Origin of the sequence: Actinocorallia sp. API 0066 (assembly GCF_020991275.1) — a bacterium.
GTDB lineage: Bacteria > Actinomycetota > Actinomycetes > Streptosporangiales > Streptosporangiaceae > Actinocorallia.
Genome location: NZ_JAJLQY010000005.1, coordinates 1 through 26,944, shown reverse-complemented (window position 1 = coordinate 26,944; position 26,944 = coordinate 1). Strand labels below are relative to the sequence as shown.

At 71.5% G+C, this 26,944-nt stretch carries 27 protein-coding genes, 1 tRNA gene and 1 riboswitch; of the genes, 17 read left to right on the top strand and 11 right to left on the bottom strand.

The window, feature by feature from the left end; translation table 11 throughout:
• Positions 1 to 6 precede the first annotated feature (6 nt).
• A complete protein-coding gene (gene ispF, locus LO762_RS13695) occupies positions 7 to 492 on the top strand; it encodes a 2-C-methyl-D-erythritol 2,4-cyclodiphosphate synthase (protein WP_230615017.1) in 486 nt (161 codons plus the stop codon).
• Here ispF and LO762_RS13690 read toward each other — a convergent pair.
• Complete coding sequence (locus LO762_RS13690) at positions 489 to 1,346, bottom strand: hypothetical protein (protein ID WP_230615016.1); 858 nt, start codon at positions 1,344 to 1,346, stop codon at positions 489 to 491. The genes ispF and LO762_RS13690 overlap by 4 nt on opposite strands.
• Positions 1,347 to 1,471: 125 nt before the next feature.
• Between LO762_RS13690 and cysS the strand changes: the two genes are divergently transcribed.
• From cysS to LO762_RS13675, 3 genes are all read left to right on the top strand, one after another.
• Positions 1,472 to 2,860, top strand: a complete 1,389-nt coding sequence (cysS, locus tag LO762_RS13685; RefSeq protein WP_230615015.1) for a cysteine--tRNA ligase — start codon at positions 1,472 to 1,474, stop codon at positions 2,858 to 2,860.
• An 87-nt stretch (positions 2,861 to 2,947) separates the two neighbouring features.
• Positions 2,948 to 3,892, top strand: coding sequence for a 23S rRNA (guanosine(2251)-2'-O)-methyltransferase RlmB (gene rlmB, locus LO762_RS13680; RefSeq protein WP_230615014.1), 945 nt, complete (start codon positions 2,948 to 2,950; stop codon positions 3,890 to 3,892).
• Positions 3,893 to 3,911: 19 nt separating this feature from the next.
• Positions 3,912 to 3,985, top strand: a tRNA-Thr gene (locus LO762_RS13675).
• A 65-nt stretch (positions 3,986 to 4,050) separates the two neighbouring features.
• Here LO762_RS13675 and LO762_RS13670 read toward each other — a convergent pair.
• The gene (locus LO762_RS13670; protein WP_230615013.1) at positions 4,051 to 4,461 is read right to left on the bottom strand and encodes an Rrf2 family transcriptional regulator; all 411 of its coding nucleotides are present in this window, start codon (positions 4,459 to 4,461) and stop codon (positions 4,051 to 4,053) included.
• Between the two features lie 76 nt (positions 4,462 to 4,537).
• Here LO762_RS13670 and LO762_RS13665 point away from each other — a divergent pair, with 76 nt between their 5' ends.
• The gene (locus LO762_RS13665; protein ID WP_230615012.1) at positions 4,538 to 5,389 is read left to right on the top strand and encodes an SDR family oxidoreductase; all 852 of its coding nucleotides are present in this window, start codon (positions 4,538 to 4,540) and stop codon (positions 5,387 to 5,389) included.
• A gap of 9 nt (positions 5,390 to 5,398) precedes the next feature.
• Here LO762_RS13665 and LO762_RS13660 read toward each other — a convergent pair whose 3' ends face one another.
• The 5 genes from LO762_RS13660 to LO762_RS13640 all read right to left on the bottom strand — a co-directional run bounded on the left by LO762_RS13660 (position 5,399) and on the right by LO762_RS13640 (position 9,795).
• Positions 5,399 to 5,965 (bottom strand): hypothetical protein, encoded by a 567-nt coding sequence (locus tag LO762_RS13660; protein ID WP_230615011.1) that lies wholly within the window; start codon positions 5,963 to 5,965, stop codon positions 5,399 to 5,401.
• Positions 5,962 to 7,200, bottom strand: coding sequence for a hypothetical protein (locus tag LO762_RS13655; RefSeq protein ID WP_230615010.1), 1,239 nt, complete (start codon positions 7,198 to 7,200; stop codon positions 5,962 to 5,964). Before LO762_RS13655 ends, LO762_RS13660 begins: the two co-directional genes overlap by 4 nt.
• A gap of 3 nt (positions 7,201 to 7,203) precedes the next feature.
• Positions 7,204 to 7,866, bottom strand: coding sequence for an ATP-binding cassette domain-containing protein (locus LO762_RS13650; RefSeq protein ID WP_230615009.1), 663 nt, complete (start codon positions 7,864 to 7,866; stop codon positions 7,204 to 7,206).
• Positions 7,867 to 7,962: 96 nt separating this feature from the next.
• Complete coding sequence (mycP, locus tag LO762_RS13645) at positions 7,963 to 9,174, bottom strand: type VII secretion-associated serine protease mycosin (RefSeq protein ID WP_230615008.1); 1,212 nt, start codon at positions 9,172 to 9,174, stop codon at positions 7,963 to 7,965.
• A gap of 72 nt (positions 9,175 to 9,246) precedes the next feature.
• Positions 9,247 to 9,795 (bottom strand): MarR family winged helix-turn-helix transcriptional regulator, encoded by a 549-nt coding sequence (locus tag LO762_RS13640; RefSeq protein ID WP_230615007.1) that lies wholly within the window; start codon positions 9,793 to 9,795, stop codon positions 9,247 to 9,249.
• Positions 9,796 to 10,100: 305 nt separating this feature from the next.
• Between LO762_RS13640 and LO762_RS13635 the strand changes: the two genes are divergently transcribed.
• The 4 genes from LO762_RS13635 to LO762_RS13620 all read left to right on the top strand — a co-directional run bounded on the left by LO762_RS13635 (position 10,101) and on the right by LO762_RS13620 (position 14,422).
• Positions 10,101 to 10,424 carry a DUF3263 domain-containing protein gene (locus tag LO762_RS13635; RefSeq protein WP_230615006.1) on the top strand — a complete coding sequence of 108 codons (324 nt, stop codon included), beginning with the start codon at positions 10,101 to 10,103 and terminating at the stop codon, positions 10,422 to 10,424.
• Positions 10,425 to 10,467: 43 nt separating this feature from the next.
• Positions 10,468 to 11,235, top strand: coding sequence for a trehalose-phosphatase (gene otsB / locus LO762_RS13630; protein ID WP_230615005.1), 768 nt, complete (start codon positions 10,468 to 10,470; stop codon positions 11,233 to 11,235).
• Positions 11,236 to 11,304: 69 nt separating this feature from the next.
• A complete protein-coding gene (locus LO762_RS13625) occupies positions 11,305 to 12,882 on the top strand; it encodes a serine/threonine-protein kinase (protein WP_230615004.1) in 1,578 nt (525 codons plus the stop codon).
• Positions 12,883 to 12,970: 88 nt separating this feature from the next.
• Positions 12,971 to 14,422 (top strand): serine/threonine-protein kinase, encoded by a 1,452-nt coding sequence (locus tag LO762_RS13620; RefSeq protein ID WP_230615003.1) that lies wholly within the window; start codon positions 12,971 to 12,973, stop codon positions 14,420 to 14,422.
• On the opposite strand, the gene LO762_RS13615 is transcribed toward LO762_RS13620, so the two are convergent.
• Positions 14,423 to 15,001 carry a PadR family transcriptional regulator gene (locus tag LO762_RS13615; RefSeq protein ID WP_230615002.1) on the bottom strand — a complete coding sequence of 193 codons (579 nt, stop codon included), beginning with the start codon at positions 14,999 to 15,001 and terminating at the stop codon, positions 14,423 to 14,425.
• A gap of 160 nt (positions 15,002 to 15,161) precedes the next feature.
• On the opposite strand from LO762_RS13615, the gene LO762_RS13610 reads away from it, so the two are divergent.
• Positions 15,162 to 16,310 (top strand): FAD-dependent oxidoreductase, encoded by a 1,149-nt coding sequence (locus tag LO762_RS13610; RefSeq protein ID WP_230615001.1) that lies wholly within the window; start codon positions 15,162 to 15,164, stop codon positions 16,308 to 16,310.
• 3 nt (positions 16,311 to 16,313) lie between these two features.
• Here the strand turns inward: LO762_RS13610 and LO762_RS13605 are convergent, their stop codons facing one another.
• Complete coding sequence (locus LO762_RS13605; protein ID WP_230615868.1) at positions 16,314 to 18,125, bottom strand: serine/threonine-protein kinase; 1,812 nt, start codon at positions 18,123 to 18,125, stop codon at positions 16,314 to 16,316.
• Positions 18,126 to 18,178: 53 nt separating this feature from the next.
• Between LO762_RS13605 and LO762_RS13600 the strand changes: the two genes are divergently transcribed.
• The gene (locus LO762_RS13600; protein ID WP_230615000.1) at positions 18,179 to 18,730 is read left to right on the top strand and encodes an RNA polymerase sigma factor; all 552 of its coding nucleotides are present in this window, start codon (positions 18,179 to 18,181) and stop codon (positions 18,728 to 18,730) included.
• An 87-nt stretch (positions 18,731 to 18,817) separates the two neighbouring features.
• Here the strand turns inward: LO762_RS13600 and LO762_RS13595 are convergent, their stop codons facing one another.
• The gene (locus tag LO762_RS13595; RefSeq protein WP_230614999.1) at positions 18,818 to 20,251 is read right to left on the bottom strand and encodes a trehalose-6-phosphate synthase; all 1,434 of its coding nucleotides are present in this window, start codon (positions 20,249 to 20,251) and stop codon (positions 18,818 to 18,820) included.
• A 184-nt stretch (positions 20,252 to 20,435) separates the two neighbouring features.
• A riboswitch (SAM riboswitch) is annotated at positions 20,436 to 20,573 on the top strand.
• Between the two features lie 17 nt (positions 20,574 to 20,590).
• Between LO762_RS13595 and thrC the strand changes: the two genes are divergently transcribed.
• The 5 genes from thrC to LO762_RS13570 all read left to right on the top strand — a co-directional run bounded on the left by thrC (position 20,591) and on the right by LO762_RS13570 (position 24,900).
• Positions 20,591 to 21,820 carry a threonine synthase gene (thrC, locus tag LO762_RS13590; protein ID WP_230614998.1) on the top strand — a complete coding sequence of 410 codons (1,230 nt, stop codon included), beginning with the start codon at positions 20,591 to 20,593 and terminating at the stop codon, positions 21,818 to 21,820.
• Between the two features lie 2 nt (positions 21,821 to 21,822).
• Positions 21,823 to 22,098: a MoaD/ThiS family protein gene (locus LO762_RS13585; RefSeq protein WP_230614997.1), complete on the top strand. Its 276-nt coding sequence runs from the start codon at positions 21,823 to 21,825 to the stop codon at positions 22,096 to 22,098.
• 262 nt (positions 22,099 to 22,360) lie between these two features.
• Positions 22,361 to 22,561: a cold-shock protein gene (locus LO762_RS13580; protein WP_230614996.1), complete on the top strand. Its 201-nt coding sequence runs from the start codon at positions 22,361 to 22,363 to the stop codon at positions 22,559 to 22,561.
• Positions 22,562 to 22,861: 300 nt separating this feature from the next.
• On the top strand, positions 22,862 to 24,487 hold the full coding sequence (groL, locus tag LO762_RS13575) for a chaperonin GroEL (protein WP_230615866.1): 1,626 nt from the start codon (positions 22,862 to 22,864) through the stop codon (positions 24,485 to 24,487).
• 68 nt (positions 24,488 to 24,555) lie between these two features.
• Complete coding sequence (locus LO762_RS13570) at positions 24,556 to 24,900, top strand: hypothetical protein (RefSeq protein ID WP_230614995.1); 345 nt, start codon at positions 24,556 to 24,558, stop codon at positions 24,898 to 24,900.
• Here LO762_RS13570 and LO762_RS13565 read toward each other — a convergent pair.
• Positions 24,872 to 25,333 carry a helix-turn-helix domain-containing protein gene (locus tag LO762_RS13565; protein ID WP_230614994.1) on the bottom strand — a complete coding sequence of 154 codons (462 nt, stop codon included), beginning with the start codon at positions 25,331 to 25,333 and terminating at the stop codon, positions 24,872 to 24,874. The two genes, LO762_RS13570 and LO762_RS13565, sit on opposite strands and share 29 nt — an antisense overlap.
• A 113-nt stretch (positions 25,334 to 25,446) precedes the next feature.
• On the opposite strand from LO762_RS13565, the gene LO762_RS13560 reads away from it, so the two are divergent.
• Positions 25,447 to 26,382 (top strand): NADP-dependent oxidoreductase, encoded by a 936-nt coding sequence (locus tag LO762_RS13560; protein ID WP_230614993.1) that lies wholly within the window; start codon positions 25,447 to 25,449, stop codon positions 26,380 to 26,382.
• The last annotated feature ends 562 nt before the right edge of the window (positions 26,383 to 26,944 follow it).

Genomic DNA, 26,944 nt, shown 5'->3' with positions numbered 1-26,944 from the left:
GTTCGTATGACATCGCAATATCCAAGGGTGGGCGTCGGTACCGACGTCCACCCTTTCGCGTCCGGCCGCCCGCTGTGGGTCGCGGGGCTTGAGTGGCCCGGAGAGGGCGACGGCATCGAGGGGCACTCCGACGGCGACGTCGCCTCCCACGCGGCCTGTGACGCCCTCCTGGGGGCCGCCGGGCTCGGCGACCTCGGCGCCGTCTTCGGCACCGCCGACCCGCGCTGGCACGGGGCGTCCGGGGCCGTCCTGCTCACCGAGGTGCACCGGCTCGTCCGCGCGGCCGGATACGAGATCGGCAACGTCGCGATCCAGGTGATCGGCAACCGGCCCAAGATCGGCAAGCGCAGGGCGGAGGCCGAGAAGACGCTCAGCGCCGTGCTGGACGGCGCGCCCGTCAGCGTCTCGGCCACCACCACCGACGGGCTCGGCCTCACCGGCCGCGGCGAGGGCATCGCCGCGATCGCCACCGCGCTGATCGTCCCGCGCTAGCCGCGCTCGGGTGGAGTCGGGCCGCTGCGCAGCGTCCCGGACGGCGGATCCCACTCGTCCCCGCCGTACGCGGCCCACTCCTCCAGGTCCACCCTTGCGGGCGCCTCCTCACGCTGCCGTCCGACGAGCTTGACGTCGGTCGGAAGGCTGGCCGGCGGACGCACCGGCTCAGGCTCGACGGGCAAGGGGAGCGGCCTGGGTTTGGTGTCCCGCACGTCGTCGTCCTCACGCGGCTCCTCGACGGGCTCCGGATCGGGCGAAGGCTCCGGAACGGAGGGATAGGCGTCCAGGTAGGGGTTAGGGAAGTCTTCCGCTGTGGGGAGCCGCATCGGCTCGGCCGGGGTGATCCCGTCGAGGCTGAAGTCCTCCGGCTCCTTGGCGGGCGCGGGCGGTGCTCCGCAGCTCGCCCTGCGCAGCCGGTGGGTGGCCCGCGCCTGACGGAACATCGAGAGCCACAGCCACGTCGCCAGGAGGGCGGCCACCCAGGGAGCGGAGGCCACCCCGGCGTCGAGCGCGGTGCCGTCGATCGCCGCGAACCCCTTCGTCACCCGCTGGACGGACGCGGCGATCGCGCCCCCCACCAGGGCGTACAGCAGGATCCAGCGGGGCCAGCGCGTCCACCACGGGGCGCGGCGGGCGGCGAACAGGGCGAGCATCGTGGAGACGATGAGGCCGTCGTACACGGCCGGGTAGTACCTGCCGAAGCGCTCGGCGTACGGCCCTGGGAGGCCCGCCTCGGCGAGCAGCCTCAGATCGTCGTAGGACAGGACGAACGCCCCGGCCGTGAGCCCGGCGACGGTGAGGAAGCTCAGGATCGTGAAGACGCGGTGGGACCGCGCGTGAGGGGTCGTCATGATGCCTCGGGGGAAGACGGCGTGGAAGAACAATCTTGACCCTCCGCGCCCTCCGGCGCGACCCCCGCGCCGTAACTGCGACAGGCGCCTCTCCACGACGCCTTTCCCTAGTAGCCTTGACTTCCGTGAGCCTGCGCCTTTATGACACCAGCACGCGTACCGTCCGCGAGTTCGAGCCCCTGAAGCCGGGCCGGGTCGGACTGTACGTCTGTGGCGCCACCCCGCAGGCCGCCCCGCACATCGGCCACCTGCGCTCGGGCGTCATCTACGACCAGCTCGTGCGGTGGCTGATCCGGTCCGGCTACGAGGTCACCTTCGTCCGGAACGTCACCGACATCGACGACAAGATCCTCGCCGTCGCCGCCGACACCGGCCGCCAGTGGTTCGCGGTCGCCGAGGGCAACCAGCGGATCTTCAACCGGGGCTACGACGCCCTGGGCTGCCTGCCGCCCACGATCGAGCCGCGCGCCACGGGGCACGTCCCGGAGATGATCGTGCTGATGCGGCGGCTCGTGGAGCGCGGGCACGCCTACAACGTCGGCGACGACGTCTACTTCGACGTCAAGTCCTGGGCCGACCGCTACGGGTCGCTGTCCAACCAGAAGCTCGAGAACATGCGCTCCGCTGGGGACACTCCCAACGAGGACCTCAAGCACGACCCGCGCGACTTCGCCCTGTGGAAGGGCGCCAAGCCCGGCGAGCCCACCTGGGAGACGCCCTGGGGCCCCGGCCGTCCGGGCTGGCACCTGGAGTGCTCGGCCATGGCCACCAAGTACCTGGGCGACACCTTCGACATCCACGGCGGCGGCGTCGACCTCATCTTCCCGCACCACGAGAACGAGATCGCCCAGGCCCAGGCGGCCGGCGACGGGTTCGCGCGGTACTGGATGCACAACGGTCTGCTCACGATCGACCGGGAGAAGATGAGCAAGTCCATCGGGAACGTGGTGTACCTGGACGACCTGCTCCAGCAGGTGAGGCCCGTCGAAGCCCGGTACTTCCTCGTCGCCGCGCACTACCGCTCGACGATCGACTACACGCCCGGCGCGATCGAGGACGCGGCGACGGCCTACCGGCGCATCGAGGGGTTCCTCGTCCGGGCGGCCGAGGTGCTGGGCGAGGTCAAGGTCTCCGCCGACCTGCCGCCCGCGTTCGTCGCCGCGATGGACGACGACCTGGGCGTCCCGCAGGCGCTCGCCGTCCTACACGAGACGGTCAGGACGGGCAACACGGCGCTGGCGTCCGGGGACAACGAGGCGGCCCGCGAGGCCGCCGCCGAAGCCAGGGCGATGGCCGGGGTCCTCGGGCTCGACCCGTTCGAGTGGACGTCGGCCGCCGACGACCTCCGCCCCGTCGTCGACGCGCTCGTGCACGTCGCGCTGGAGCAGCGGCAGGCGGCGCGGGCCCGCAAGGACTGGGCCGCCGCCGACGCCGTCCGCGACGGTCTCGCCGCGGCCGGGATCGTCGTCGAGGACACACCGCAGGGCCCGCGCTACGACATCAGGCGCGGCTAGGGGTTTTCCACAGGCGGCCCGGAGTGCTGCTCCGGGTCGCTTACGCTTGTGGTTCACGTTTTTTCTGTTCGGGAAGGGCAGCCGAGGATGACCAAGAAGGGCAAGAAGGGCCCGAGCGTCACCGCCAAGGCCGAGGACAGGCACTGGCACGGCAAGCGCGTCAAGGCTCGCAACGCCAAGAACGCGTCCCGCACCGGCACCAAGACCTTCGGGCCGCGCAAGTCGGGCGCGGGGCCGCAGGGGGCCCGTCAGGGCGCTCCAGCGGCCGCTGGACGTCCGGCGCCGGGCGCCCGGCGCCTCGACGCGCCCGAGCTCGTCCACGGCCGCAACCCGGTGCTGGAGGCGCTGCGCGAGGGCGTGCCCGGCACCACCCTGTACTACATCGCCGACAGCGACGAGCGTGTCCGCGAGGCGCTGCAGCTCGCGGCCGACAAGAACATCCCGCTCATCGAGTGCGGCAAGCCCGAGCTCGACCGCCTCACCGACAGGGCGGTCCACCAGGGCCTCGCCCTCCAGGTGAAGCCCTACCGCTACGCCCACCCGGACGATCTGCTGCGCGGCACCGCGCCCCTGATCGTCGCGCTGGACGGCATCACCGACGCGCGCAACCTCGGCGCGATCGTCCGTTCCGCCGCCGCCTTCGGCGCGAGCGGCATCCTGCTGCCCGAGCGCCGCAGCGCCGGCGTCAACGCGGGCGCCTGGAAGACGAGCGCGGGCACCCTGGCCTCCACCCCGGTGGCGCGCTGCACGAACCTCACCCGCCAGCTGAAGACCTACCAGGAGGCGGGCTGCTTCGTCGCGGGCCTGGACGCCCACGGCGGCACCTCGGTGGCGAACCTCCCGGCCGCCGACGGCCCCTTCGTCCTGGTCGTGGGTTCCGAGGGCAAGGGCCTGGGCCGCCTCGTCACCGACAGCTGCGACCTCACCGTCCACATCCCGATGTTCGGCCACGCCGAGTCCCTCAACGCGGGCGTAGCCGCCGGCATCGCCCTCTACGAGATCGCCCGCCAACGCCACACCCCCATCAGCTAAACTTCCCCCACCGCACAACGCCTCGTTAGCTCAGCCGGCCAGAGCAGCTGTCTTGTAAACAGCAGGTCATCGGTTCGAATCCGATACGGGGCTCACTGGCAAGGCCCTCCGTGATTGCGGGGGGCCTTTGTGTTGGGGGTGTGGGTGGGGTTGAGGTGTTAGGGGGTGAGGAGGTGGGCGATGGTGGTTTGGGAGAGGGTGGTGAGGAGGGCTTGGCGGGCGAGGGTGTCTTGGCGGTGGAGGTTGGTGGTGACGGTTTGGCCGATGGGGCAGGCGGGGTTGGGGAGGTGGACGCCGAGGACGGGGGAGTCGGCGTTGATGGCGGTCCAGATGTCGGCGAGGGTGAGGGCTTCGGGCGGGACGGAGAGGGACCAGCCGCCCTTGGGGCCCGCGTGTGAGTGGACGAGGCCCGCCTCGCGGAGCCGGCCCAGGATGCGGCGGGCGTGCACGGGGTTGGTGGCGGGGCTGAGCGCCAGTTCGACGGAGTCGACGAGTTCGCCGGGGCGGCCCGCGAGGAGCGTCGCCAGGTGGACCGCGACGGAGAACTGGGTGTTCGTCGCATGCGCCATATCGGACATTGTATCCGTAACCACTGCTGCTACAGTTAAACCGTAACTGCACCGGTTGCGGAAAGGATCGGATCACATGACCACGTACGGCGTCACCGCGGCGAGCGGACAGCTGGGAAGGCTCGCCGTGCGGGCGCTCCTGGGGAAGGGCGTGCAGGCGGCCGACGTCGTCGCGATCGCAAGGACGCCCGCCAAGGCCGAAGACCTCAGGGCACTCGGCGTCACGGTCCGCGAAGGCGACTACGACAAGCCCGAGACGCTGGCAGCGGCACTCGCCGGCGTGGACAGGCTGCTCCTCGTCTCCGGTGACGTCCCGGGCAAGCGCCTCCAGGGCCACAAGAACGTTGTGGACGCGGCGAAGCGGGCGGGCGTCGGAAGGCTCGCCTACACGAGTGTGCTGCGCGCCGACTCCAGCGAGCTCTCCCTCGCCGTGGACCACCTGGCGACCGAGGACCACATCCGTGACTCGGGCCTGCCGTACGTCTTCCTGCGCAACGGCTGGTACACCGAGAACTACACCGACAAGATCGACACCGCGCTCAAGCACGGTGTTGTCGTCGGCGCCACGGCGAACCGCCCGGTCAGCGCCGCCCCGCGCGCCGACTACGCCGAGGCCGCCGCGGCCGCGCTCACCGGCGCCGCCGCGAACACCGTCCACGAGCTGGGCGGCGCCCCGTTCACCATGACGGAGTTCGCCGACGCGCTGACCGAGCTCACCGGAACCCGGGTCGCCTACCGTGACGTCACCGTCGAGGAGTACGCGTCCGTCCTGGCCGAAGCCGGCCTCCCGGAGGCCGTGGCCGGTCTCGTCGCCTCCTTCGACGCCGCCCAGGCCCGCGGCGAGCTCTACACCCAGTCCACCGACCTCGCCGACCTCCTCGGCCGCGCCCCCACCCCCCTCAAGGAGGCCATCCGCGCCACCCTGTGACCCCACGCGTCATCCGCCGCGCGGCCCCCACCGCGCGTAGGCGGCCCAACCGGCAACCAGAAGGCTGCTGGCGCAAAGCCAGGACACCGGCGCGTCCGCCGGCGCGAACGGCCAGGCCCACCAGGCGTGCGCCTGCGCGCCGAGCCCGACCAGGCAGTAGCCGAACACCATGCCCGACGGCAGCGCCTGCGCCGCGTGCCCGCCGAGCAGCACCACCCCGGCCAGCCCCGCGCCCAGATAGCCGATGAGGTCGCGCGCGACGGCGAGCCCGAGGGGGTGCGCGGCCGAACAGACGAGGGTGACGGCGACGGCCCCGGCGACAAGGAGCAGGTCGAGCAGCCGGACGGCCCGGGTCGCCGTGCGCTCCTGCGGCACCGGCGCGTCGCCGAGCGCCGCCACGATGAAGGTGACGGGCACGACGGGCAGGATCAGCGCGAGCGGCGCACCGAGCAGCGCGCCGCTCGTGAGGCTCGGCAGCGGTACCGACGCCGTCCCCGCGAGGGCGGTGCCGCCGAGCGTGAGCGCCAGGACGGCGCAGAGCCGGACCACTCGGCGGATCTTGATCCAGTGGATCATGCGGGGCCGCCCGGCTCGGTGCGGCAGTCACGCATCGCCGCCAGATTCCGGTCGAACCAGGCGCGTTGGCGGGTGTGGTCCAGCGCGCGGACACGCTGTGCGGTGGCGACGCCCTCGGGGCTGATCCGTTGGGCGACGAGGTCCGCGGGCAGCCCGGCGGTCAGGGCGAGCCACGCGCCGGTCGGGTCGATCGCGGCGTCGCCCGGCCAGGGCCCGTGGGTCGCGCATGTCGGCATCGGCGGGATCATTCCGGCGACGAGGGCCATCACGGTGTCGTCGGCCGTCGCGTCTCCGGTGACCCTGAACGTCCAGTCCTGCGGGGAGCGCGGCGGGCCTTCCGTCAACCGTTCCGGCGCGGGCAGCCCGGCCCCGGCCAGCCGTTCCACGGCCGCCGTCAACGACGGCGCCCAGCGGGACCGGAAGCGCTCGTGCTCGGTCCACAGGCAGACCGTGACGCCCCGGGTAGCGGCGCAGCCGAGCCCGGCCGTCCGGGGGAGCCCGGCCTGGTAGTCGAGCCGGTGGACGAGCGCGGCCGCTCCGGCGACCGCGACGGCGACCGATGCCACCGCTGCCAGCCCCCGCGCCCGACCGCCCCGGCCCATCCCCGAGACGAGCGCGGCGGCGACGAGTCCGGCGGCGGCGACGAGCGGCGCCAGCACGACCCTGGGGTTCACCACCTGGTCGGTGGCGCAGCAGTTCAGTTCCGCGAACACGTGCCTGACCCAGAGCGGTTCGATCGCGACCGGGTACACCAGCACGACCCAGCCCCCGATGAGCAGGACGGGGATCGAGAAGGAGGCCCGGAGCCGATAGCCGAGCCCGAACCCTGCGAGGACGAAGCCAAGCGTCATGGCCCCGGCGACGGTGAGCATCCCGAGGTGCGGGGTGCCCGGTACGTCCGTCATGCGCGGGGCGACGGTGCCGAGCGCGAGGGCGAGTGCCGCCGCGCACAGCAGGACGACGGGCCAGAGCGACCACAGCACGACCGCCGCCCACGAGCGCACCGAAGGCAGAGTCGCGGCTGAGACCCTGCGCAACCGGTCGGCCTCCCAAGCGGCCAGGGCGGCGCCCACCGGGCCGACGATGACGAGCGACCGCGCAGCCACGGAGGTACCCGAGGCCCAGTTCTCCCCGAGCTCCGCGAACCCCATCCACGTGAGGTACAGAACGAGCCCCAGGAGCACGGGGCTCACGAGGACGACGGAGTGCCGCGCCAACCACCGTCTGACGGGCACGCTTCACGCCTCCGCTTCCACATAACGGTCGTAGGCGCGTTCGACGGATCCGCCGCCGGCGCGCAGGAACGCGTCGGTCGGGCCGGTGAACACGGGACGCCCCCGGTCCAGCACGACGACCGACGCGTACAGCGCGGTCAGGTCCTCGGTCTGGTGGGTGGACACCACGAGGTGCGCGCGTTCGGCGACCTGCCCGAGGACGTCCCGGAACGTCTCGCGCTGCCGTGGGTCGAGCCCGGCGGTCGGCTCGTCGAGCAGCAGTGCCTCCGCCCGGTGGACGAGCGCCTGCGCCAGCCCCACCCGCCTGAGCTGCCCGCCGGACAGCCTTCCCGCGCTCCGTTCGGCGAGCCCGCCGAGCCCGACCGCCGCCAACGCCTCCAGCGCCCCGTCCCACGCGGCACGCCGCGACATCCCCTTCAGCCATCCCGCGTAGCTCACCTGCTCCCGGACGGTGAGTCCGGCGACCGGCGCGACGTGCTGCGGCATCCATCCGACCCGCCTGCGGTACTCCGACCGCGCCCGCCGCTCCCCGGCGGAGACCCCCATGAAGGAGACCTTCCCCGCCGCCGGAGCATGGAAGGACGCCGCGAGCCCGAGCAACGTGGATTTCCCTGCCCCGTTCGGCCCGAGCAGCACCGTCGTCCCCTCCGCGAATCGCAGGCTCAACCCCGAGAACACCGGAACCCCGCGATAAGAGAAATGACACTCGTCAAAGAGAAAGGGCATCCGCTCTCCTCACTCCTCTTGGATCGCCCCGAAGTGTCAGGTGGGGTGGCGGGAGCGCCAGGCTAGGGTGAGGCCGGCGGTGATGAAGAGGGCGCCGCCGGCGAGGATGGCGTAGACGAGGGTGGGTGGGGTGGGGGTGTGGGCCTCGGCGGCGGCGGTGGGGGAGAGGGTGTCGGGGGCGGCCATGACGGACGGGGCGGTGGGCTTGGCGGGCTTCTTGCCGTCGGGGGGGACGATGCGGGAGCCGGTCGCCTTGGCTATGCGGTTCGCGGCGCGGGCGGCCCGCCAGGCGTGGACGACGCCCGCGCCCACCCTGTCGTCGCGGCCCGTCGGCGGCCGGTGCGTCGTGCCGGACTCCAGGGCCGAGCGGATCTGCGCGGGCGTCAGGTCCGGGTAGCGGGCGCGGAGCAGCGCCACGATCCCGGTGACGATCGCCGCGGACGCGCTCGTGCCGTCGTCCGTCGCGTACGCGTTGGACGGCTGGGTCGTGACGATCCCGACGCCGGGCGCGGCGAGGCTGATCCACGGATTGTGGTTGCTGTCCGCCCACGGCTGGAACGACCTGTCAACGGCGCCGACCGCGATGACGCCCTCGTACGCCGCCGGGAAGTTCCGCCGGTTCTGCCCTGATCCGTCGTTGCCCATGGACGCGATGAGCACCACGCCCTTGGACAGCGCGTAGTCCACGGCCTCCTGCTCGGTCTCGCTGCCCGTGTAGTCGGTCTTGCCGCCGCCGAGCGACATGTTGATGACCCCGGCCCCGCTGTCGACCGCGTAGCGGATCGCCTTGGCCATGGCGTCCTTGTTGCTGCTGAGGTTCTTCTCGCGTTCGCGGGCGGGGTCCTTGTTCTCCCACGTCACCCGGATCGACAGGATCCGCGCGGCGGGCGCGATCCCCTTGACGCCGGAGGCGCGGCCGGGCCCGTGGCCACGGCCCGCGATGATCCCGGCCATCGCGGTGCCGTGCAGCGCCCAGTAGGGGCTGTCGGCGGGGGTGCTGTGCCCGGTGTAGTCGGGCCCGGTGGTGACCTTGCCCTTGAGGTCGGGGTGGTCGGGGTCGACGCCGGTGTCGAGCACCGCGACGGTGACGCGTTTGCCCTTGGTGAGCTGCCAGGTCTTGGGCAGTCCGAGCTTCTTGAGGACCCACTGCCGGGCGCGGATCTCGTCGGCGTGCGCGGGCAGCGGGGTGAGCGCACCGGGGGCGGCGAGGAGCAGGGCGAGGCCCACCGACGCCGCGCGGACCCGCATGCCGTTCTCCTTTACGTTGCGGACTGGGACATTGTGCCACGCGGTTTTTGGTGTCCCACCGCGTTCCTCCGGTCACTCGACGCGCTGGGTGTGCTCGGCGCCCTCGGCCTCGGAGAAGATCTCGGAGATCCGGGACGGGTCCATCGGGTCGCCGGAGATGGCGTCGGCGAACGCGGTGAGGAGCCTGGCGAACTCCACCCTGTCTGATTCCGGCCAGCTTCGCATGATCTCGGCGAGATAGGCGCTGCGGTGGCGTTCGGCTGATTCCATCACGCGCCGTCCCGGCTCGGTGAGCCGTAGGTCGGCGCGGCGCGCGTCGGACGCGGACGCCCTGCGCGAGACGTATCCGGCGTCGATCGCGTGTCCGACGAGCCGGGACGCGGTGGACGGGTCGACTTCGAGCCGTTCGGCGACGGCCCCGATCGTCACTTCGGCGCCCGCCTCGCCGAGCCTGCCGACGGCCGTGACGACCATGAGGTTGGACAGTTGGAGGGGTTTGGGTCCCGGGTTCTGCGCGCCGACCTTCCGCATGAGGTCGGGCCGCGCCCAGACCCGGCGCAGCCGGAACAGCGACGTGCCGATCTGGGACAGGAGCGGGTCGTCGGTCACGGTCTCCCTCACGCCTCACTGCCGCGCGGGCCGCCCGCCGCAGGGATAAATGTATGGTGCATATGCTCTCATGACGTTCCGCCGTGGGATTTCCGGGATCATGGAAGGCCGCGATACCGCAGGTCAGCGCGGGGGTGGTCGGCGTGGGGCGGGAGTGGTGAAAGGTGCGTGCGGGAATGCAGGAAAACGAGATATCCCCGTGCCGATAACCGTGTAGAGGGACGGCCAGAATGGCAGCCACGGGTCGGCGGACCCCGCTAGAGTGAGGTCCCGCCGAACCCGGACAGCCGGGATCAGAATCCATCGAAAGGGACCTCATGACCGCCGCCGACGTCCCCGACGAGGAGTCCGGCGTGCCCGACCCGGACGACCTGCGCGCCTTCCCCGACGGTCTGCTGTCCGAGCGCGACCGCGCGATCCTGGCGTTCGAGCGGCAGTGGTGGAAGCACGCGGGAGCCAAGGAACAGGCGATCCGTGAGACGTTCGACATGTCCGCGACCCGCTACTACCAGCTCCTCAACATCGTCATCGACAGGGCCGAGGCACTGGAGCACGACCCGATGCTGGTCAAGCGGCTGCGCCGGATCCGGGCGCAGCGCCAGCGCCAACGCGCCGCGCGCCGGTACGGATTCAATCCGTGACGGCGCGGTGACGGGCGCCCGCGGGCTCTGCGAGACTGGCCGGGTGACCGTACTCGCGCCCCTGCTCTCCGCGCCCGGCGAGGCGCTCGTCGCGCTCGACTTCGACGGCACGCTCGCCCCCATCGTCCCTGATCCGACCCAGGCCAGGGCGCTGCCCGAGACGGCCGGTGTGCTGCGCGCGCTCGCGCCGCGGGTGCGCGCGCTGGCCGTCATCACCGGACGTCCCGCGCTCACCGCCGTGGAGTACGGCGGCCTCCGGGACGTCCCCAATCTGACCGTTCTGGGCCAGTACGGGCTGGAGCGGTGGTCGGACGGCTCGCTGCTGACGCCGCCGGAGCATCCGGGCGTCGCCGAGGTCAGGGCGAAGCTGCCGCTGCTGCTGGCGAAGGCCCCCGAGGGGGTGGCCGTGGAGGACAAGGGCCATGCCCTGGCCGTCCACACCCGCAGGGCGGCCGAGCCCGACGTCGCGCTGGAGCGGCTGCGCTCGATCCTGGAGGCGCTCGCCGAGAAGACAGGTCTGGTTCTTGAGCCCGGACGGTTCGTGCTGGAGCTGCGTCCTCCGGGCATGGACAAGGGCCGTGCCCTGACGGAGTTCGCCCACGAGGTGAAGGCGGGTTCGGTGCTCGTCGCGGGCGACGACCTCGGTGACCTCGCGGCCTTCGCCGCCGCCGACGCGCTGGGCATCCCGGCGGTGAAGGTGTGCAGCGGCTCCGACGAGGTCGCCGCGCTGGCCGCGGAGGCCGACGTCGTTGTTGACGGACCCGTCGGTGTGGTCGCCCTGCTGCGCCAACTATCTGAAGAAATTTCATGAACTAGCCAGCGGACACGTCGTGGTCTTAGGGTTTCGCCACCCATTCCGGATCTCGACGAGGGGACGGTCATGCCCGACGCGCACCCGCTGAGGCCAGGCGACCCCGTCCAGCTCGGCCCGTACCGGCTGCTCGGTCGGCTGGGCGAGGGCGCCCAGGGCGTCGTCTATCTGGCGACCGCGGCGTCCGGCGAGCAGGTGGCGGTGAAACGGCTGCACACGCGGCTGTCCGGCGACCACCGGGCGCGCAGCGCGTTCGCGCACGAACTCGCCGCCGCGCAGAAGGTCGACCCGTTCTGCACCGCGCGCATCCTCACCGCCGACGTGGAGGGCGACGTCCCGTACATCGCCAGCGAGTACATCCACGGCCTGTCCCTCAAGCGGACGGTCGAGGAGTGGGGTCCGCGCGCCGGGTCGCGGCTGAACCGGCTGGCGATCGGCACGGCCACCGCGCTCGTGGCGATCCACAAGGCGGGTGTGGTGCACCGCGACTTCAAGCCGTCCAACGTGATCCTCGGCCCGGACGGCCCGCGCGTCATCGACTTCGGGGTGGCGCGCGCGCTCGACCTGACGACGGCGTCCGTCTCCACCGGGGGCCCTTTGGGGACGCCCGCCTACATGGCTCCGGAGCAGTTCGCCAAGACGCCGGTGGACATGCCCGTCGACGTGTTCGCGTGGGCGTCCACGCTGGTCTACGCCTCGTGCGGGGAGCCGCCGTTCGGCAACGACTCGATCTCGGTGGTGATCAACCGGATCCTGCACACCGAACCGGACCTCGGCACGCTGACGGGCGGGCTGCGTGAGCTGGCGGCGGCGTGCCTGGCCAAGAACCCGGCGGACCGGCCGACCGCGGAACAGCTGCTGCTGAGCCTGATCGGCACCGGGAGGTCCGACGACCCGTTCCCCGCCGTCCAGGCCAGGCCGCCCGCGCCGCGGCGCGACACGGTGACGCTGACGGGCGGCCGCGCCGACCCCACGGTGTCGCGCAGCGAGATGCGCGCGCTGGAGCGGGCGGCGTCGCGGCGCAGGAACACCGTGCGGTACGGCGTGGTCGCCGGGGTGATGGCCGTCGCGGTGGTGGGCGTGGCGGCGACCGTCGTGATGACGGGCGGCGGCGAGGCGGAGCCGACGGCGCCGGAGTCCTCGCTGATGGCGGAGGGCGGCCCGACGTCGCGGGCCAAGCCGCCGACGGGCCCGGTGCTGGAGCTGCGCAACACCGACGACTTCACCTACACCGTGGGCGCCGTGGGCGGCGGCACCGAGGAGATCGACGGCAAGAAGTACGCCTACGCCGAATACACGATCGCCAACGTGCAGTCGCAGCCGGTGCCGATGGAGTTCCCCGGCGACCTGTTCCTCGACCGGGCCAGGGCGCCCAGGGGCGTGCCGTGCGCGGAGCAGCCGGGCGCGCCCGCGAGCCGCTGCACGGTGAAGAACGTGACGACGGTGAAGGCGCTGCTGGACGGCTCGGCGCCGCCGCTCACGGTGGACGGCGACCAGTACATGGCGGCCGGGGCGTCGTACCTGCTCCATGTGCGGACGGAGGCGCCCGTGTCAGCCCAGGTGAAGCCGTCCGAACTGGGGCTTTATGTGTGGAATGTTCGGTTCTTTGCGGATCGAAAGGCACGGCACGTTGAGTTCCCCGACTAGCGCCCCCGCACCCCGTCCGCCGGGGATTGGCCACAACCGGCCAGGAGACCTCGGTTACAGCCGCCCGACTCAGGCCAGTATTCCCGGCATGGAAGACCTCCTGCCCTCTGATCCGGATCGTGTGGGTCCGTACCGGATCGTCGCCCGGCTCGGCCGGGGCGCCCAGGGCGTGGTCTATCTGGGCGAACGCGACGGCGACCTCGCCGCCGTCAAACTGCTGCACGCCCGCTTCGGCGGCAACCAGCGGCTCCGCGCCCGGTTCGCGCAGGAGCTCGCGACCGCACAACGCGTCGACGACCCCTGTGTCGCCCGGCTGCTCGGCGCCGGAATGGAGCGCGGCGCGCCCTGGGTCGCCTCGGAGTTCGTGCACGGCCTCTCGCTGCGCGACGTCGTGGAGGGGGCCGGCCCGCGCACCGGGCCGCCGCTCGACCGGCTCGCGATCGGCGTCGCCGGAGCGCTGTGGGCGCTGCACCGCGCCGGCGTGATCCACCGGGACCTGCGGCCCGGCAACGTGCTGCTGGACTCGGGCGGCCCGCGCGTCATCGACTTCGGCTACGGCGTCGCGCTCGACGCGGGCGGGGTGCGCGGGGTGCTCGGCGGCCCGTCGTTCCGCGCGCCCGAGCAGGTCTCCGGCCGCGAGGTGGACTCGGCTGCCGACGTGTGGGCGTGGGGCTGCCTCATGGCCTACGCCGCGACGGGCAGGCCGCCCTTCGGCGACGGCTCCATCCAGGACGTCGTCACCCGGGTGCTCACCGACCCGCCGGACCTCTACGGCCTCGACGGACGGCTCGGCCAGCTCGTCGAGGACAGCCTCGCCAAGGAGCCGAGGCGCAGGCCCTCCGCGCAGCAGCTCCTGCTGGAGCTGACGGGCACGACGGCGCCCTCGGCGCGCTCGTGGCCGTCGCTCTCGGTGGTGCGGCCGCCCGAGCGCCCGCAGCGGCCCGCGATCGAGCCCGTGCAGCCCTACCTGGGGCTGACCGGGGTGCCCGGCACCCCGCTGCGCCCGCTGCTGGTGGCGGCCTCCATGGTGGTGCCGCTGGTGGTCGGCGGGGCCGTGGTCAAGTGGAACGACAGCAGGCACGAGCCCGTCGTCACCCAGGTGGCCGCCGCGACCGCGGACGACCAGCTGACGCTCGGCGACGCCTACCGGCTCAAGGGGCTGCGCGGCGGCGTCGCGGACGGCCGCGCGTACGCCGACTACGAGATCGTCAACACGACGGGGGCGCAGCAGGCGCTGGAGATGCCCGGAGAGCTGCTCATCCGGCCCGAGGCGCTGCCGGAGGGCGTCCGGGTCCAGTGCCGCCCGGTGCTGGCGCTGTGCGCGCTGAAGACCGGCACGGTGGTGCGCTCGACCCTCGCGGGATCGGCGGCGCCGCGGCTGCGGGACGGCTCGCTCACGATGCCGCCCCGCGCCACGTACGTGCTGCGGATCTCCACGACGGATCCGGTGCGGGCCGAACTCGCCCAGGCCGACCTCGGCCTGTACGTGCTCGATCCGCGCTTCACCCAGCGGGCCATGGCACTGCCCTTCGCTCGGTAGTCAATCCTCGGCGAGGATGCCGTAGAGCTTGCGGCGCGCGTCGCCGACGACGTCCAGCGCGCGGGCGCGCTGCTCCTCGGTGCCCGCCGCCATGACCTGCTTGAGCGCGACGGCCAGCTGGCCGACGGACTCGCGGGCCTTGAGCGCGGTGTCGCCCGCCGCGTCGGCGACCGCCTGCCACGGCTCGGGGTCGTTCGCGGCCTCGGCCGTGCCCTGCTCGGTGATGGTGAACAGCCGCTTGCCCGACTGCTCGGCGCTGGTGACCAGCCCTTCGTCCTCCAGCAGCTGGAGGGTGGGGTAGACCGAGCCGGGGCTGGGCCGCCAGACGCCGTTCGTGCGGTTCTCCAGCTCGCTGATCATCTCGTAGCCGTGCATCGGCCTGTCGGTGAGCAGGGCGAGCAGCGCCGCCTTCACGTTGCCGCGCCGGGCCCTGCCGCGCCTGCCGCCCGGCCTGCCGCCGAGCGGCCCGCCGACCGGACCCCACGGCCCGAAGTCGCCCCTGCGGCCGCGGCCGCGCCGCGGCCCGTGGCCATGACGTCCGCGCGGACCCGGCCCGAAGTGTTCCTGTTGCCTGTGCATGATCTTCCTTCCTTCTGGGAGTCTCCGCTCCCGGTAAGAGTCTCGACTGTTTGTCGATGCCTCAACGATATATCGGAACACTGTCGCTGGCAAGTCCCGGCCGCCCGGACGAGAACGCCCGCCCGGCTGACCGCGCGCGCCGTGGGGTAGAGGAGACGGTATGGACGAGACGACCACGTGCGCGATCGCCGGGGGCGGCCCGGCCGGGATGATGCTCGGGCTGATCCTCGCGCGCGCCGGCGTGGACGTCGTCGTGCTGGAGAAGCACACCGACTTCCTGCGCGACTTCAGGGGCGACACCGTGCACCCCTCGACGCTCGACGTCCTGGACGAGCTCGGGCTCGGCGCCCGGTTCGCGAAGCTGCCGCAGCGCAGGGCCGACCGCCTGTCCGTCGTGACGGACGAGACGCGGTTCACCGTCGCCGACCTCACCAAGCTCCGGGGCCGCCACCCCTACATCGCGCTCGTCCCGCAGTGGGACTTCCTCGACTTCCTCGCAGGCGAGGCGGCCCGGTTCCCCGGCTTCACGCTGAAGATGGGCTGCGAGGTGCTCGACGCCGAATCCGGAAGGGTCAGGTACCGGTGCGCCGAAGGCTCCGACCGGATGCTGCGCGCCGACCTCGTCGTCGTCGCCAACGGCCGGGACTCGGCGCTGCGGGCCGGGCTGCCGCGCCGCGAGATCGGCGCGCCGATGGACGTCGCCTGGTTCCGTCTCGACAAGGAGGCGGGCGACCCCGACGAGCTCTTCGTCCGCGTCTCACGCGGCAGGCTCGTGGTGATGCTCGACCGGGGCACCCACTGGCAGTGCGGTTACGTCGTCCCCAAGGGCATGGAGGTGGACGACCCCCGGGTCGTCGGAGAGAACGTCGCCGAGCTGGTCCCGTGGAGCGCGGACCGGGCACTGGCCCTGACCGGCACCAGCACACTGCGCGTCCGGATCGACAGGCTGCGCCGCTGGCACCGGCTCAAGGTGCTGTGCATAGGCGACGCGGCGCACGCGATGTCGCCCATCGGCGGCGTAGGGATCAACCTCGCCGTCCAGGACGCGGTGGCGGCCGCGAACCGCCTCGCCCGGCCGCTGCGCGAAGGCACCCTGAGCACCGCCGACCTGGCCGCCGTCCAACGCCGCCGGATGCCCGCGACCGTCCTCGTCCAGGGCGTGCAGCGGGTCGCGCAGGGACGGCTGGTCGCCCCCGCGCTCGCCGGACGGCCACCGCGCCTGCCGCCCCCGGCCGTCATGGAGCGGGTGAACGGCCTGGTAGCCCGCGCCCTGGCCTACGGCATCCGCCCCGAGCACGTCAGGGTGTGACGGCTAGGGCTCCTGCAGCTTGAGGGTGCGCAGGATCGCGTCGGTGAGGTCGGTCTCGTCGGTCTGCTTGATCCGGACCCACGCGGCGAACGTCTGCTCCTCGTTGACGACGCCCACCTCGGTGATGCTCGGGACGCCGGTCTTGCACTCCGTCCACGGCGTGATCGTGGCGTTCAGCGTGCCGATCTTGAGGCTGCGGGTGTCGCCCTTGACGCACCCGCCGTTCGCGTCGGCCTCGTGGTCGGACTGCGTGGGCGGCGGCACCGTCAGCGCGCCGGTGAGGCCGACGAAGATGCCGGGCGAGGTCGCGTCGGCGGGCCGGAAGTCGTCCTTGTCGCTGGTGGCGCGCAGCACGGGCCGGTCGGTGTCGTCCTCAAGCGCGGCGTTCGTCTTCGGGTTCCAGGTGCCCTCGGCGGTGTCCTGCGCCCACGCGGCCGGGACGCTCACCTGGATCTTCTGGCTCGGGTCGGCGAGCGCGACAAGCGGCACCTTCGGCGTCGGGGCCGGGCCGGGCTCGTCGCCGCCCAGCCGGACCAGGACGGCCGCGACCGCGCCGAGCACGAGGACACCGGCCGTCACCACCGCCGGGATGAGCAGCTTCTGCCGACCGCCACGCGCCCCGGAAGGCCCCGACGGCCTGCTGTGACGGCCAGGGGAGGACGGCGACGGAGACGGTGAAGGCACGGGGGCGGAGGGCTGGCTACCGAAGGGGGTGTCCCGGGGGAGGGAAGGCTGCTGGTCCAGGATGGTCGCGTCCACGTCCCCACCGGGGAACCTGAGCGCCTGCGTCTTGTCCTCGTCACCGCGCGGGGGGATCGGCCCCGACGGCCGCCCCTGCGGGCCCTGCGGCCCGTGCGGCCCCGGCGGAGGCGGCTGCCCGTGCGCCGCCTGGACGTGCTGCGGAGGCGGAGGCTGCGGAGGCTGCTGCACGGGCCGCCCATACGGCTCGAAGCTGGGCAGGTCGGGCGTCGTCATCGCGACGGGCGGGGGCGGGCGGCGCTGACCCAGGCCCAGCGGGGCCTCACCGCGCCGCAGCGCCGCTATCGCGTGGGCGTAGGCGCCCGCCGTCGGCCAGCGCAGCTCCCGGTCGGCCTCCAGCGCCTTGAGGACGACGGCGTCGATGTCCGGGCCGACCTCGGGGTTGTGCGCGCTCGGCGGCACCCGCACCGGCGCGGGCCCGGGGGCGCGCCCGGCCAGCAGGTGGTAGCTGAGCGCGCCGACGCCGTACACGTCGGCCCGCACGTCGAGGCCGCCGCCGAACCGCGCCTGCTCGGGCGACATGTACCCGGGCGTCCCCACCGGGAGCGTGAACGCGCCGGACGCGTGCGCGAGCGCCTTGGCCAGACCCAGGTCGGCGATGAGGAGGCGTTCGCCCTTTCCGTCCTTCGTCGTCTGGAAAAGGATGTTCGACGGCTTCAGGTCCCGGTGGATCACGCCGAGCTCGTTGATGACCTCGACACCCTGCGCGATGTCGTCGATGTAGGCGAGCGCCGTGCTGACCGGAAGTGGACCGCCCTCACGCATCCGATCCGACAGCGAACCACGGTCGGCGTAGGACATAACGAAGTAGGGGCGGCCGTCCGGTAGCTCGCCGAACTCGTGCACCCGCACAAGCCGCTCGGAGTCGGCCCGCCGCAGGATGCGGGCCTCTTCCAGGAAGCGGTTGCGCACGTCCAGATCGTCCAGAAGCGCCCCGGAGAGCACCTTGATCGCGACCTGGTCGTTCAGGTCGTCGTCCAGACCGAGCCAGACATGGGCGAACGCCCCCTGACCGAGGACTCGATCGATTCGGTAACGGCCGACGGCTGAAGGCATGGACACCCCGATATCATGCCCTTTGAGCGGTCACGAAGGGGAGCGGAAGCGGTATGGCGTTCAACGAACGGACCGAGGAACTGGCGCTGCGAGCCGCCAAGGGCGACCAGGGCGCTCTCAACGAACTGCTCGGCCTCATCCAGAGTGATGTACTACGACACACCGGCAGGTTCCTCCCCTGCCGGCAGGATGCCGAGGAAGCGTGCCAGGACGCGCTCCTCCAGGTCGCGCGGAACATCCACAGGTTCGAGGGCCGCTCGCGGTTCTCGACCTGGCTGCACGTCGTCGTCGCCAACTCGGCGCGCTCCACCTACCGGTCGCTCAAGCGCCGGTCGGTCGAGCAGGCGGGCGAGCTGCCCTCGCAGCGGCCCGACCCGCGCCGCACCTCCGTCATCGCGGGGTCCCGGGTGGACATCCTCGACGCGATGGAGGAGTTGGAGGCCAAAAAACCCGACCTCATCCAGGCGCTCGTCCTGCGGGACGTGTCGCAGCTGGAGTACAGCGAGATCGCCGCGCAGCTCGGCCTTCCGCTGGGCACGGTGAAGTCGCGCATCCACGAGGCACGCAAGCAGGTACGCGCCACCCTGGGCGAGTCCTACAGCTGACCGGCCGGGCACGTGAGAAGCGCCCGGCCCTAATGAACACAGGGTCGGGCGCTCCCGACGAAGTCGGGGTCGCGAAAGCGGCCGGCCCTAATGAACACCGTCGAGGGCGGTGAGCTGCTCGGCGAACCAGTGGCCGGGCGGCAGCGCCGTCGCGGCCGCGGCCAGCCGGGCGGTGCGCTCGCGGCGCTCCTCGGCGCCCAGCAGCAGCGCCTGGTTCAGCGTCTCGGCGGTCTGCGAGACGTCGAACGGGTTGACCGGCAGCGCGTCCTCACCGAGTTCGGCGGCCGCGCCCGCCTCCCGCGAGAGCACGAGCGCGCACCCGCCGTCGGACAGCACGGGCCCCTCCTTGGCGACGAGGTTCATGCCGTCCCGGATCGGGTTCACCACGAGCACGTCGGCGATCCGCAGCGCCGCCAGCGAGCGCGCGTAGTCGTCCTTGACCTGGAGGATGAGCGGCGTCCAGGTGTCGGTGCCGAACTCGTCGTTGATCTCGCCCGCCAGCCGCTCGACGGCGGCCGTGTAGGCGCGGTACTCCGGCAGGTCCGTGCGCGACGGGTAGGCGAACGCCACATGGACGACCTGCCCGCGCCACTCCGGGTGGTTGAGAAGCAGCTCCCAATAGGCGGCGAGGCCCCTCACGATGTTCTTGGACAGCTCCGTCCTGTCGATCCGCAGGATGAGCTGCCTACCGCCGACCTGCTCCCGTAGCTGCGCCATCCGCTCGGCGACGTCGGCGCGGCCCGCCCGTTCGCGCAGCTCGGCGCCGTCCACGCCGAGCGCGTGCACGCCCACCCGGGTGGTGCGGCCCCGGTGGGTGACGGTGCCGGAGATCCGGTCCACCTTGGCGTCGAGGATCTCCGCGCAGCAGTCGAGGAACGCCCCGGCCCAGCGCTCGGAGAGGAACCCGAGGTGGTCGGCGCCCAGCATGCCTTCCAGGATGTCGGTGGCGATGTCGTCGGGCAGCAGCCGGAAGTAGGCGGGCGGCGCCCAGGGCGTGTGTGAGAAGTGCGCGATCCGCAGGTCGGGACGGGCCTGCCGCAGCATCCCCGGCACCAGCGCGAGGTGGTAGTCCTGCACGACGACCTTCGCGCCCGGCGCCGCGTCCTGCCCGAGCGCGCCCGCGAACGCCGCGTTGTAGGCCGCGTACGCCTGCCAGTCGCGCCGGAACGCCGCGTCGAAGTGCGGGGCGTTCGGCGTGTCGTACAGCAGGTGGTGGACGAACCAGAGCGTCGAGTTCGCCACCGAGTTGTAGGCCCGCTGGAACGTCTTCTCCGGGATGTCCAGCATCCGGACGGCCCCGGTGTCGTGCCCAGCCCTGTCGAGCCTGCCTTCCGGATCCTCCCGGGCGGCCGTTCTGTCGTCGTCTGACAGGGCGGCGCAGATCCACAGGAGGTCGGTGCCCGCGGCGACCGACGCGAGCCCGGAGACGAGCCCGCCCCCGCCCCTGCGCACGGTCAGCGCGCCGTCCTCGGACCTGCCGAACGAGACCGGACCCCGGTTGCTGGCGACGAGTACCTGCATGACCCGAGTCTTACACGGGGGTTCTCCGGCGCTCGGTCAAGGTCGGTCTTGACCTTGCCGTCCCGTGTCGGAAGTCACAAACCGGCACGGTCCACCAAGGTGGCGACCCCGGCTGTTCGCACGATCGGACCGCTGAGGTAAAGTCGGAACACAACTTCATACACGCCCGTCACTCGATGACGGGCGCTCATCCAGAGGGGTGGAGGGACCGGCCCTGCGAAGCCCCGGCAACCCTTCCGGCACACCGCGCAGCCCGCGCGCGCAACGCCGGAACAGGTGCCAACTCCGGCCTGCGACCAGATCGGCGCAGGGAAGATGAGGGAGAGGTCCCCGCGCATCATGCCCAACCTGGGTAACGCCACAGCGCTCACCTGCCGCGAATGCGGAAACTCCGTCGAACTCGGTCCTTACTACGCCTGTGCCGAGTGTTTCGGCCCCCTTGAGGTCGCCTACGACATCAAGGGGCTGACCCGGGCGGACATCGAGGCGGGTCCCCGCAACATCTGGCGGTACAAGGACCTGCTCCCGGTGCCCCCGAACGTCGCGGAGATCCCCAACACCGAGCCCGGCTTCACCCGGCTCGTGCGCGCCGACCAGCTCGCGTCGGCGCTCGGCCTCCAGAACCTCTGGGTCAAGGACGACAGCGGCAACCCCACGCACTCCTTCAAGGACCGCGTGGTGGGCGTCGCCCTGGCCGCCGCCCGCGAACTCGGCTTCAAGGTGCTGGCCTGCCCGTCCACCGGGAACCTGGCCAACGCCGTCGCGGCCGCCGCGGCCCGCGCGGGCATCCGCAGCGCCGTCTTTGTGCCGTCCGACCTGGAGCAGCAGAAGATCATCACCACCGCGGTGTACGACGGCACGTTCGTCACCGTCGACGGCAACTACGACGACGTGAACCGGCTCGCCTCCGAGCTCGCGGGCGAGCAGGAGGACTGGGCGTTCGTCAACGTCAACGTCCGGCCGTACTATGCCGAGGGCTCCAAGACGCTCGGCTACGAGATCGCCGAGCAGCTCGGCTGGCGGCTGCCCGACCAGATCGTGGTCCCGATCGCGTCCGGCTCCCAGCTGACGAAGATCGACAAGGCGTTCCAGGAGCTGATCAAGTTCGGCCTGGTCGAGGACAAGCCCTACAAGGTGTTCGGCGCGCAGGCCGAGGGGTGCAGCCCCGTCTCCGCCGCGTTCAAGGCCGGTCACGACGTGATCCGCCCGGTCAAGCCGAAGACCATCGCCAAGTCCCTGGCGATCGGGAACCCCGCCGACGGCCCCTACGTGTTGGACGCCGTGCGCCGCACCGGCGGCGCCATCGAGGACGTCACCGACGCCGAGGTGGTCGAGGGCATCCGGGTGCTGGCCAGGACGGAGGGCATCTTCGCGGAGACCGCGGGCGGTGTGACGGTCGGCGTGCTGAAGAAGCTGGTGGAGTCCGGCCAGCTCGACCCGGCCCTGGAGACGGTGATCATCAACTCCGGCGAAGGACTCAAGACCCTGGACGCCGTGGCGCCCGTCGCCAAGCCGTCCGCCAACATAGCGCCCACGATCGAGGCGTTCCGCGCTACAGGATTGGTGTGAAAATGAGTGTTTCCGTCCGCATTCCCACGATTCTTCGCACCTACACCGGTGGCGAGGCCGAGGTGAAGGCAACAGGAGCCACCCTGCGCGAGGTCATCGCGGACCTGGAGGCCAACCACACCGGCATCGCGGCCCGCGTCCTGGACGACACCGGCAAGCTGCGCCGGTTCGTCAACGTCTACGTCGGCGACGAGGACGTGCGCTTCGTCGACGGTCTGGACACCGCGACGCCCGACGGCGTCCAGGTCTCGATCATCCCGGCGGTAGCCGGCGGCTGACGCGCGCTGGATCGTGTCACCCGACACAGCGGCTTGACACCAAGGGCTTTCCTGTCAGAAAGGGAAAGCCCTTTTGCGTTTTCACCGTGGCCACACCCGGCCGGAGCCATTCCCTACGTCCGATACGGGGGATATCTTCCGGTGCCATCTCCATCACGGCCCGATCTCCGGACGGTCTCGATAGGGGATCGGGGACTCCGAGGTGGACTCCCCGCGCGTTCCGCGGTCCAGGGGGGCCGCGGCTCCAGTCAGGGTTCACAGCATGGCGCAGGGCACCGTGAAGTGGTTCAACGCGGACAAGGGCTACGGATTCATCGCCGTCGACGGCGGCCGTGACGTGTTCGTCCACCACTCCTCCATCCAGATGGACGGCTACCGCACCCTCGAGCAGGGCCAGCGGGTCGAGTTCGAGATCACCCAGTCCGACCGTGGCCCCCAGGCCGACCTGGTCCGCACTGTGTGATTCTGCGCCCGATCGAGCCGGACCGCTCCACGGACCCCCAGCCCCGGGCTGGGGGTCTTCACTCTTGTGGGCACTTGCTGGTCAAGGGGGATACGGCTTGCACTCGTTGGGGTAGAGTGCTAAACAGTGTTCTGGCACTCTCTGGGTGAGAGTGACAACCGCAAAGCTTTCAGGGTCGGGACGATGAGGTCTGGCCCTCGGGTGGCATGCATGGGGCTGCTCGGGGAGTGAGGCCGTCCGTCGCGGGCATCCTCTCGATCCGCCATGTTCCGCATCCACTACGAGGAGGATCTGGAGCCGATGGCTGCCAAGATGATCGCGTTCGACGAGGAGGCCCGGCGCGGTCTCGAACGTGGCATGAACCAGCTCGCGGACGCCGTGAAGGTGACCCTTGGTCCCAAGGGGCGCAACGTCGTTCTGGAGAAGAAGTGGGGCGCTCCCACGATCACCAACGATGGTGTGTCCATCGCCAAGGAGATCGAGCTGGAGGACCCCTGGGAGAAGATCGGCGCTGAGCTGGTCAAGGAGGTCGCCAAGAAGACCGACGACGTAGCGGGTGACGGCACCACCACGGCGACCGTCCTCGCCCAGGCGCTGGTCCGCGAGGGCCTCCGCAACGTCGCCGCCGGCGCCAACCCGATGGCCCTGAAGAAGGGCATCGAGGCCGCGGTCGCCGCCGTCTCTGAGCAGCTGTCCCAGCTGTCGAAGGAGATCGAGACCAAGGAGCAGATCGCCTCCACCGCCTCCATCTCCGCCGCCGACCCCGAGATCGGGGCGCTCATCGCCGAGGCGATGGACAAGGTCGGCAAGGAAGGTGTCATCACCGTCGAGGAGAGCAACGCGTTCGGCCTTGAGCTTGAGCTCACCGAGGGCATGCGCTTCGACAAGGGCTACATCTCGCCCTACTTCGTGACCGACCCCGAGCGGATGGAGGCGTCGCTCGACGACCCGTACATCCTCATCGTCGGCGGCAAGGCTTCCTCCAACAAGGACCTGCTGCCGGTGCTCGAGCAGGTCATGCAGGCCGGCAAGCCGCTGCTGATCATCGCCGAGGACGTCGACGGCGAGGCCCTGGCCACGCTGGTCGTCAACAAGATCCGCGGCATCTTCAAGTCCGTCGCCGTCAAGGCCCCGGGCTTCGGCGACCGCCGCAAGGCCATGCTCGGCGACATCGCCGTGCTGACCGGCGGCCAGGTCATCACCGAGGAGGTCGGCCTCAAGCTCGACTCGGTGACCCTGGACCAGCTGGGCCGCGCCCGCAAGGTCGTCATCACCAAGGACGAGACCACCATCGTCGAGGGCGCGGGCGACCGCGAGGAGATCAAGGGCCGGGAGAACCAGATCCGGCTGGAGATCGAGAACACCGACTCCGACTACGACCGCGAGAAGCTCCAGGAGCGCCTGGCCAAGCTCGCGGGCGGGGTCGCGGTGATCAAGGCCGGCGCCGCCACCGAGGTGGAGCTCAAGGAGCGCAAGCACCGCATCGAGGACGCCGTGCGCAACGCGAAGGCGGCCGTCGAGGAGGGCATCGTCCCCGGCGGTGGTGTGGCGCTGCTCCAGGCGTCCGTCAGCGCGTTCGACAAGCTCGACCTCGCGGGTGACGAGGCCACCGGCGCCGCCATCGTCAAGAAGGCGCTGGAGGAGCCGATCAAGCAGATCGCCGTCAACGCCGGCCTTGAGGGCGGCGTCGTGGTGGAGAAGGTCCGCAACCTGCCCGCGGGCCAGGGCCTGAACGCCGCCACCGGCGAGTACGTCGACATGTTCGCCTCCGGCATCATCGACCCGGCCAAGGTGACCCGCTCGGCGCTGCAGAACGCGGCGTCCATCGCGGCGCTGTTCCTCACCACCGAGGCCGTCATCGCCGAGAAGCCGGAGAAGAACCCGGCCCCGGCGGGCATGCCCGACGGCGGCGGCATGGACTTCTAGTCCGCGCCTGAACGCACCGAAGGGCGGTCCCCGTGACGGGGGCCGCCCTTTTGGTGTATGCAACGGACATGCAGCGCCCCAGCAGATGGCGGGTGTCCCCGGCGCTCCCGGCGGCCGCCAACGCGGCACTCGTGCTGCTCTGGCTGCTGTCGGCCTACGGCGGCTGGGGCGAGACGGCCTTCTGCGCCATCGCCGACGGCCTCCCCGCCGACCCACAGTGCCTCATAGGGTTCGCCGCCGCTGTCGAGTACTCGCTGATCCTCGCCGTCCCCGCGCTCGTCCTCGGCCTGCTGGGCGGCGTCCTCCTGCGCGACGACCCCGACGCGCTCGACATCCTCCTGACGGCCACCGCGGGCCTCTGGATCCTCGCGGAGGCCGTCGTGTTCACCGGCGGGTACCTGGCACAGCCCTGACCGGCTCGACGTCCTGCGCCGCCCGCTCGTCGTACCGCGCACGCGATGCGAGGATCTCGTCGACGTGGACCTCCGCCCACTCCTTGATGCCGCTCATCAGCCGGATGACGCCGCGGCCGAGTTCGCTCAGCTCGTACTCGACCTTCGGCGGGATCGACGGGTAGACGGTCCGTACGACGAGGCCGTCCCGTTCCATCGTCCGCAGCGTCGAGGTGAGGCTTTTCTGGGTGATCCCGCCGATCCGGCGGCGCAGCTCCCCGAACCGGAGCGGGCCGCCGCTGAGCGCGTCCACCAGGAGGCACGTCCACTTGTCGGAGAGCGCGACGAGGACGGTGCGGGAGGCGCACTCGGCGAGGTAGGCGTCGGCGTCGAGCCGGAGGAGCTCGCTGTGCGGTTCGCCGGTCCCGCAGGCTTCGACCTGGATGGTTTCCATGGGGTACCTATATATCCGAAAGGTGCCTTCTTTCCAAGGGATACCGGTTCTGGCCAGGATGATCGCAGATCGCCGGAACGGGGATCGAACCAGGCAGATCCTTGGAGGAAGACATGCGCAAGCTCACCCAGACCACCGTCGGCGCCCCCGCCGACGTGCTCCGGCTCGTCGACGCCGAGCGGCCCGAGCCGGGTCCGGGACAGGTGCTCGTCGGGGTCGCCGCGGCGGGCGTCAACCCCGTGGACGCGTCCGTCAGCTCCGGCCTGTACCCGCTGCTCGGCGAGCCGCCCTTCACACTCGGCTGGGACGTCGCGGGGACCGTCGTGTCGGTCGGCTCCGGCGTCTCGGCGTTCCGCGCGGGCGACGAGGTGCTCGGCTTCGTCGGGTTCCCCGCCGAGGCCGGAACGCACGCCGAGTACGTGCTCGTCTCGCCGAACGAGATCGTGCGGCGGCCCGAGGCGCTCGACGTCAGGGCGGCGGGGGCGCTGCCGCTGGCCGGGCTCACCGCCTACCAGGCGCTCGTGGCGATCGCCGACGTGCGGCCCGGCCAGCGGGTGCTCGTCCACCGGGCCGCCGGGGGCGTCGGACACCTCGCCGTGCAGCTCGCCAAGTGGCGCGGCGCCCACGTCATCGGCACCGCATCGGCCGCCAAGCACGAGTTCGTCAGGTCGCTCGGCGCCGACGAGGTCATCGACTACCGGACGACCGACTACACCGAGGTCCTGTCCGGCCTCGACGTCGTCTTCGATCTGCTGAGCTACGACAACGGGCCCAGGTCGGCGAGCGTGCTCCGGCCCGGCGGCATCCTGGTCGGCGCGATCTCCGCCTTCCTCGGGCTCACGCCTGAGGAGGCGGCCGAGCGCGGGATCCGACTGGAGGCCGTCAACGTCCGCCCGTCCGCGCACGACCTGGAGCGGCTGACGGCGCTCGTCGCGGACGGCACGGTGCGCGTCCACGTGGACGCCGCCTTCGCGCTCGCCGACGCGGTCAAGGCATATGAGGCGATCGCGAGTGGCAGCACGACGGGCAAGATCGTGCTCGTCCCCTGAACGGGTGCCTGCGGGGGAGTCCGATCGGACGGAAGCGAGGTGGGGCCGTGGGGACGGCTCCGCCTCGCGCGCTGGTTTGACGATCACGCCGGAGGGGAATAACGTTTGCTTCGCCCCGCTGAGAGGCGGGCCGCAACGAGGGAGACCGAGGGGCGGCCACCGCGCGGGGAACCCCGGAGAACCAGCTCGAAGGTCCGCCTTGCGGTGCCCAAAAGCGACAGATCGGGACGAAGTTTGACACTTCGGGCAGATCTGGTAAGTTCGAAGGGTTGCTCCAAGAACGGGTGCGAAAGTAGCCGATCAAGGGCAGCGGGTCACGGAGGTTGACAAGCTTCCCGAACCTGGTAAGTTAGCAGGGTTGCTCCGAAAGAAGCCCGCAAGGGTGAAAAACGGTGCGAGTCCGTTTCTTGAGAACTCAACAGCGTGCTAAAAGTCAGTGCCAATTAAGGCCAGGACTTCGGTTCTGGCTCATCCTCGTCAGAGGATTTCTTTGAGGCAATACGGACAAAGGTCTCGCCAGACCTTGTTCATTTGCCAGTTTCAACACCGATAGGTTTGGCTT

Bases quoted from the DNA above. Each gene is read 5' to 3' on its own strand.
- ispF (WP_230615017.1), top strand. From the start codon at position 7: ATGACATCGCAATATCCAAGGGTGGGCGTCGGTACCGACGTCCACCCT.
- LO762_RS13690 (WP_230615016.1), bottom strand. From the start codon at position 1,346: ATGACGACCCCTCACGCGCGGTCCCACCGCGTCTTCACGATCCTGAGC.
- rlmB (WP_230615014.1), top strand. From the start codon at position 2,948: ATGACCAAGAAGGGCAAGAAGGGCCCGAGCGTCACCGCCAAGGCCGAG.
- LO762_RS13670 (WP_230615013.1), bottom strand. From the start codon at position 4,461: ATGGCGCATGCGACGAACACCCAGTTCTCCGTCGCGGTCCACCTGGCG.
- LO762_RS13665 (WP_230615012.1), top strand. From the start codon at position 4,538: ATGACCACGTACGGCGTCACCGCGGCGAGCGGACAGCTGGGAAGGCTC.
- LO762_RS13660 (WP_230615011.1), bottom strand. From the start codon at position 5,965: ATGATCCACTGGATCAAGATCCGCCGAGTGGTCCGGCTCTGCGCCGTC.
- mycP (WP_230615008.1), bottom strand. From the start codon at position 9,174: ATGCGGGTCCGCGCGGCGTCGGTGGGCCTCGCCCTGCTCCTCGCCGCC.
- LO762_RS13635 (WP_230615006.1), top strand. From the start codon at position 10,101: ATGACCGCCGCCGACGTCCCCGACGAGGAGTCCGGCGTGCCCGACCCG.
- LO762_RS13625 (WP_230615004.1), top strand. From the start codon at position 11,305: ATGCCCGACGCGCACCCGCTGAGGCCAGGCGACCCCGTCCAGCTCGGC.
- LO762_RS13620 (WP_230615003.1), top strand. From the start codon at position 12,971: ATGGAAGACCTCCTGCCCTCTGATCCGGATCGTGTGGGTCCGTACCGG.
- LO762_RS13615 (WP_230615002.1), bottom strand. From the start codon at position 15,001: ATGCACAGGCAACAGGAACACTTCGGGCCGGGTCCGCGCGGACGTCAT.
- LO762_RS13610 (WP_230615001.1), top strand. From the start codon at position 15,162: ATGGACGAGACGACCACGTGCGCGATCGCCGGGGGCGGCCCGGCCGGG.
- LO762_RS13605 (WP_230615868.1), bottom strand. From the start codon at position 18,125: ATGCCTTCAGCCGTCGGCCGTTACCGAATCGATCGAGTCCTCGGTCAG.
- LO762_RS13600 (WP_230615000.1), top strand. From the start codon at position 18,179: ATGGCGTTCAACGAACGGACCGAGGAACTGGCGCTGCGAGCCGCCAAG.
- LO762_RS13595 (WP_230614999.1), bottom strand. From the start codon at position 20,251: ATGCAGGTACTCGTCGCCAGCAACCGGGGTCCGGTCTCGTTCGGCAGG.
- thrC (WP_230614998.1), top strand. From the start codon at position 20,591: ATGCCCAACCTGGGTAACGCCACAGCGCTCACCTGCCGCGAATGCGGA.
- LO762_RS13585 (WP_230614997.1), top strand. From the start codon at position 21,823: ATGAGTGTTTCCGTCCGCATTCCCACGATTCTTCGCACCTACACCGGT.
- LO762_RS13580 (WP_230614996.1), top strand. From the start codon at position 22,361: ATGGCGCAGGGCACCGTGAAGTGGTTCAACGCGGACAAGGGCTACGGA.
- groL (WP_230615866.1), top strand. From the start codon at position 22,862: ATGGCTGCCAAGATGATCGCGTTCGACGAGGAGGCCCGGCGCGGTCTC.
- LO762_RS13570 (WP_230614995.1), top strand. From the start codon at position 24,556: ATGCAGCGCCCCAGCAGATGGCGGGTGTCCCCGGCGCTCCCGGCGGCC.
- LO762_RS13565 (WP_230614994.1), bottom strand. From the start codon at position 25,333: ATGGAAACCATCCAGGTCGAAGCCTGCGGGACCGGCGAACCGCACAGC.
- LO762_RS13560 (WP_230614993.1), top strand. From the start codon at position 25,447: ATGCGCAAGCTCACCCAGACCACCGTCGGCGCCCCCGCCGACGTGCTC.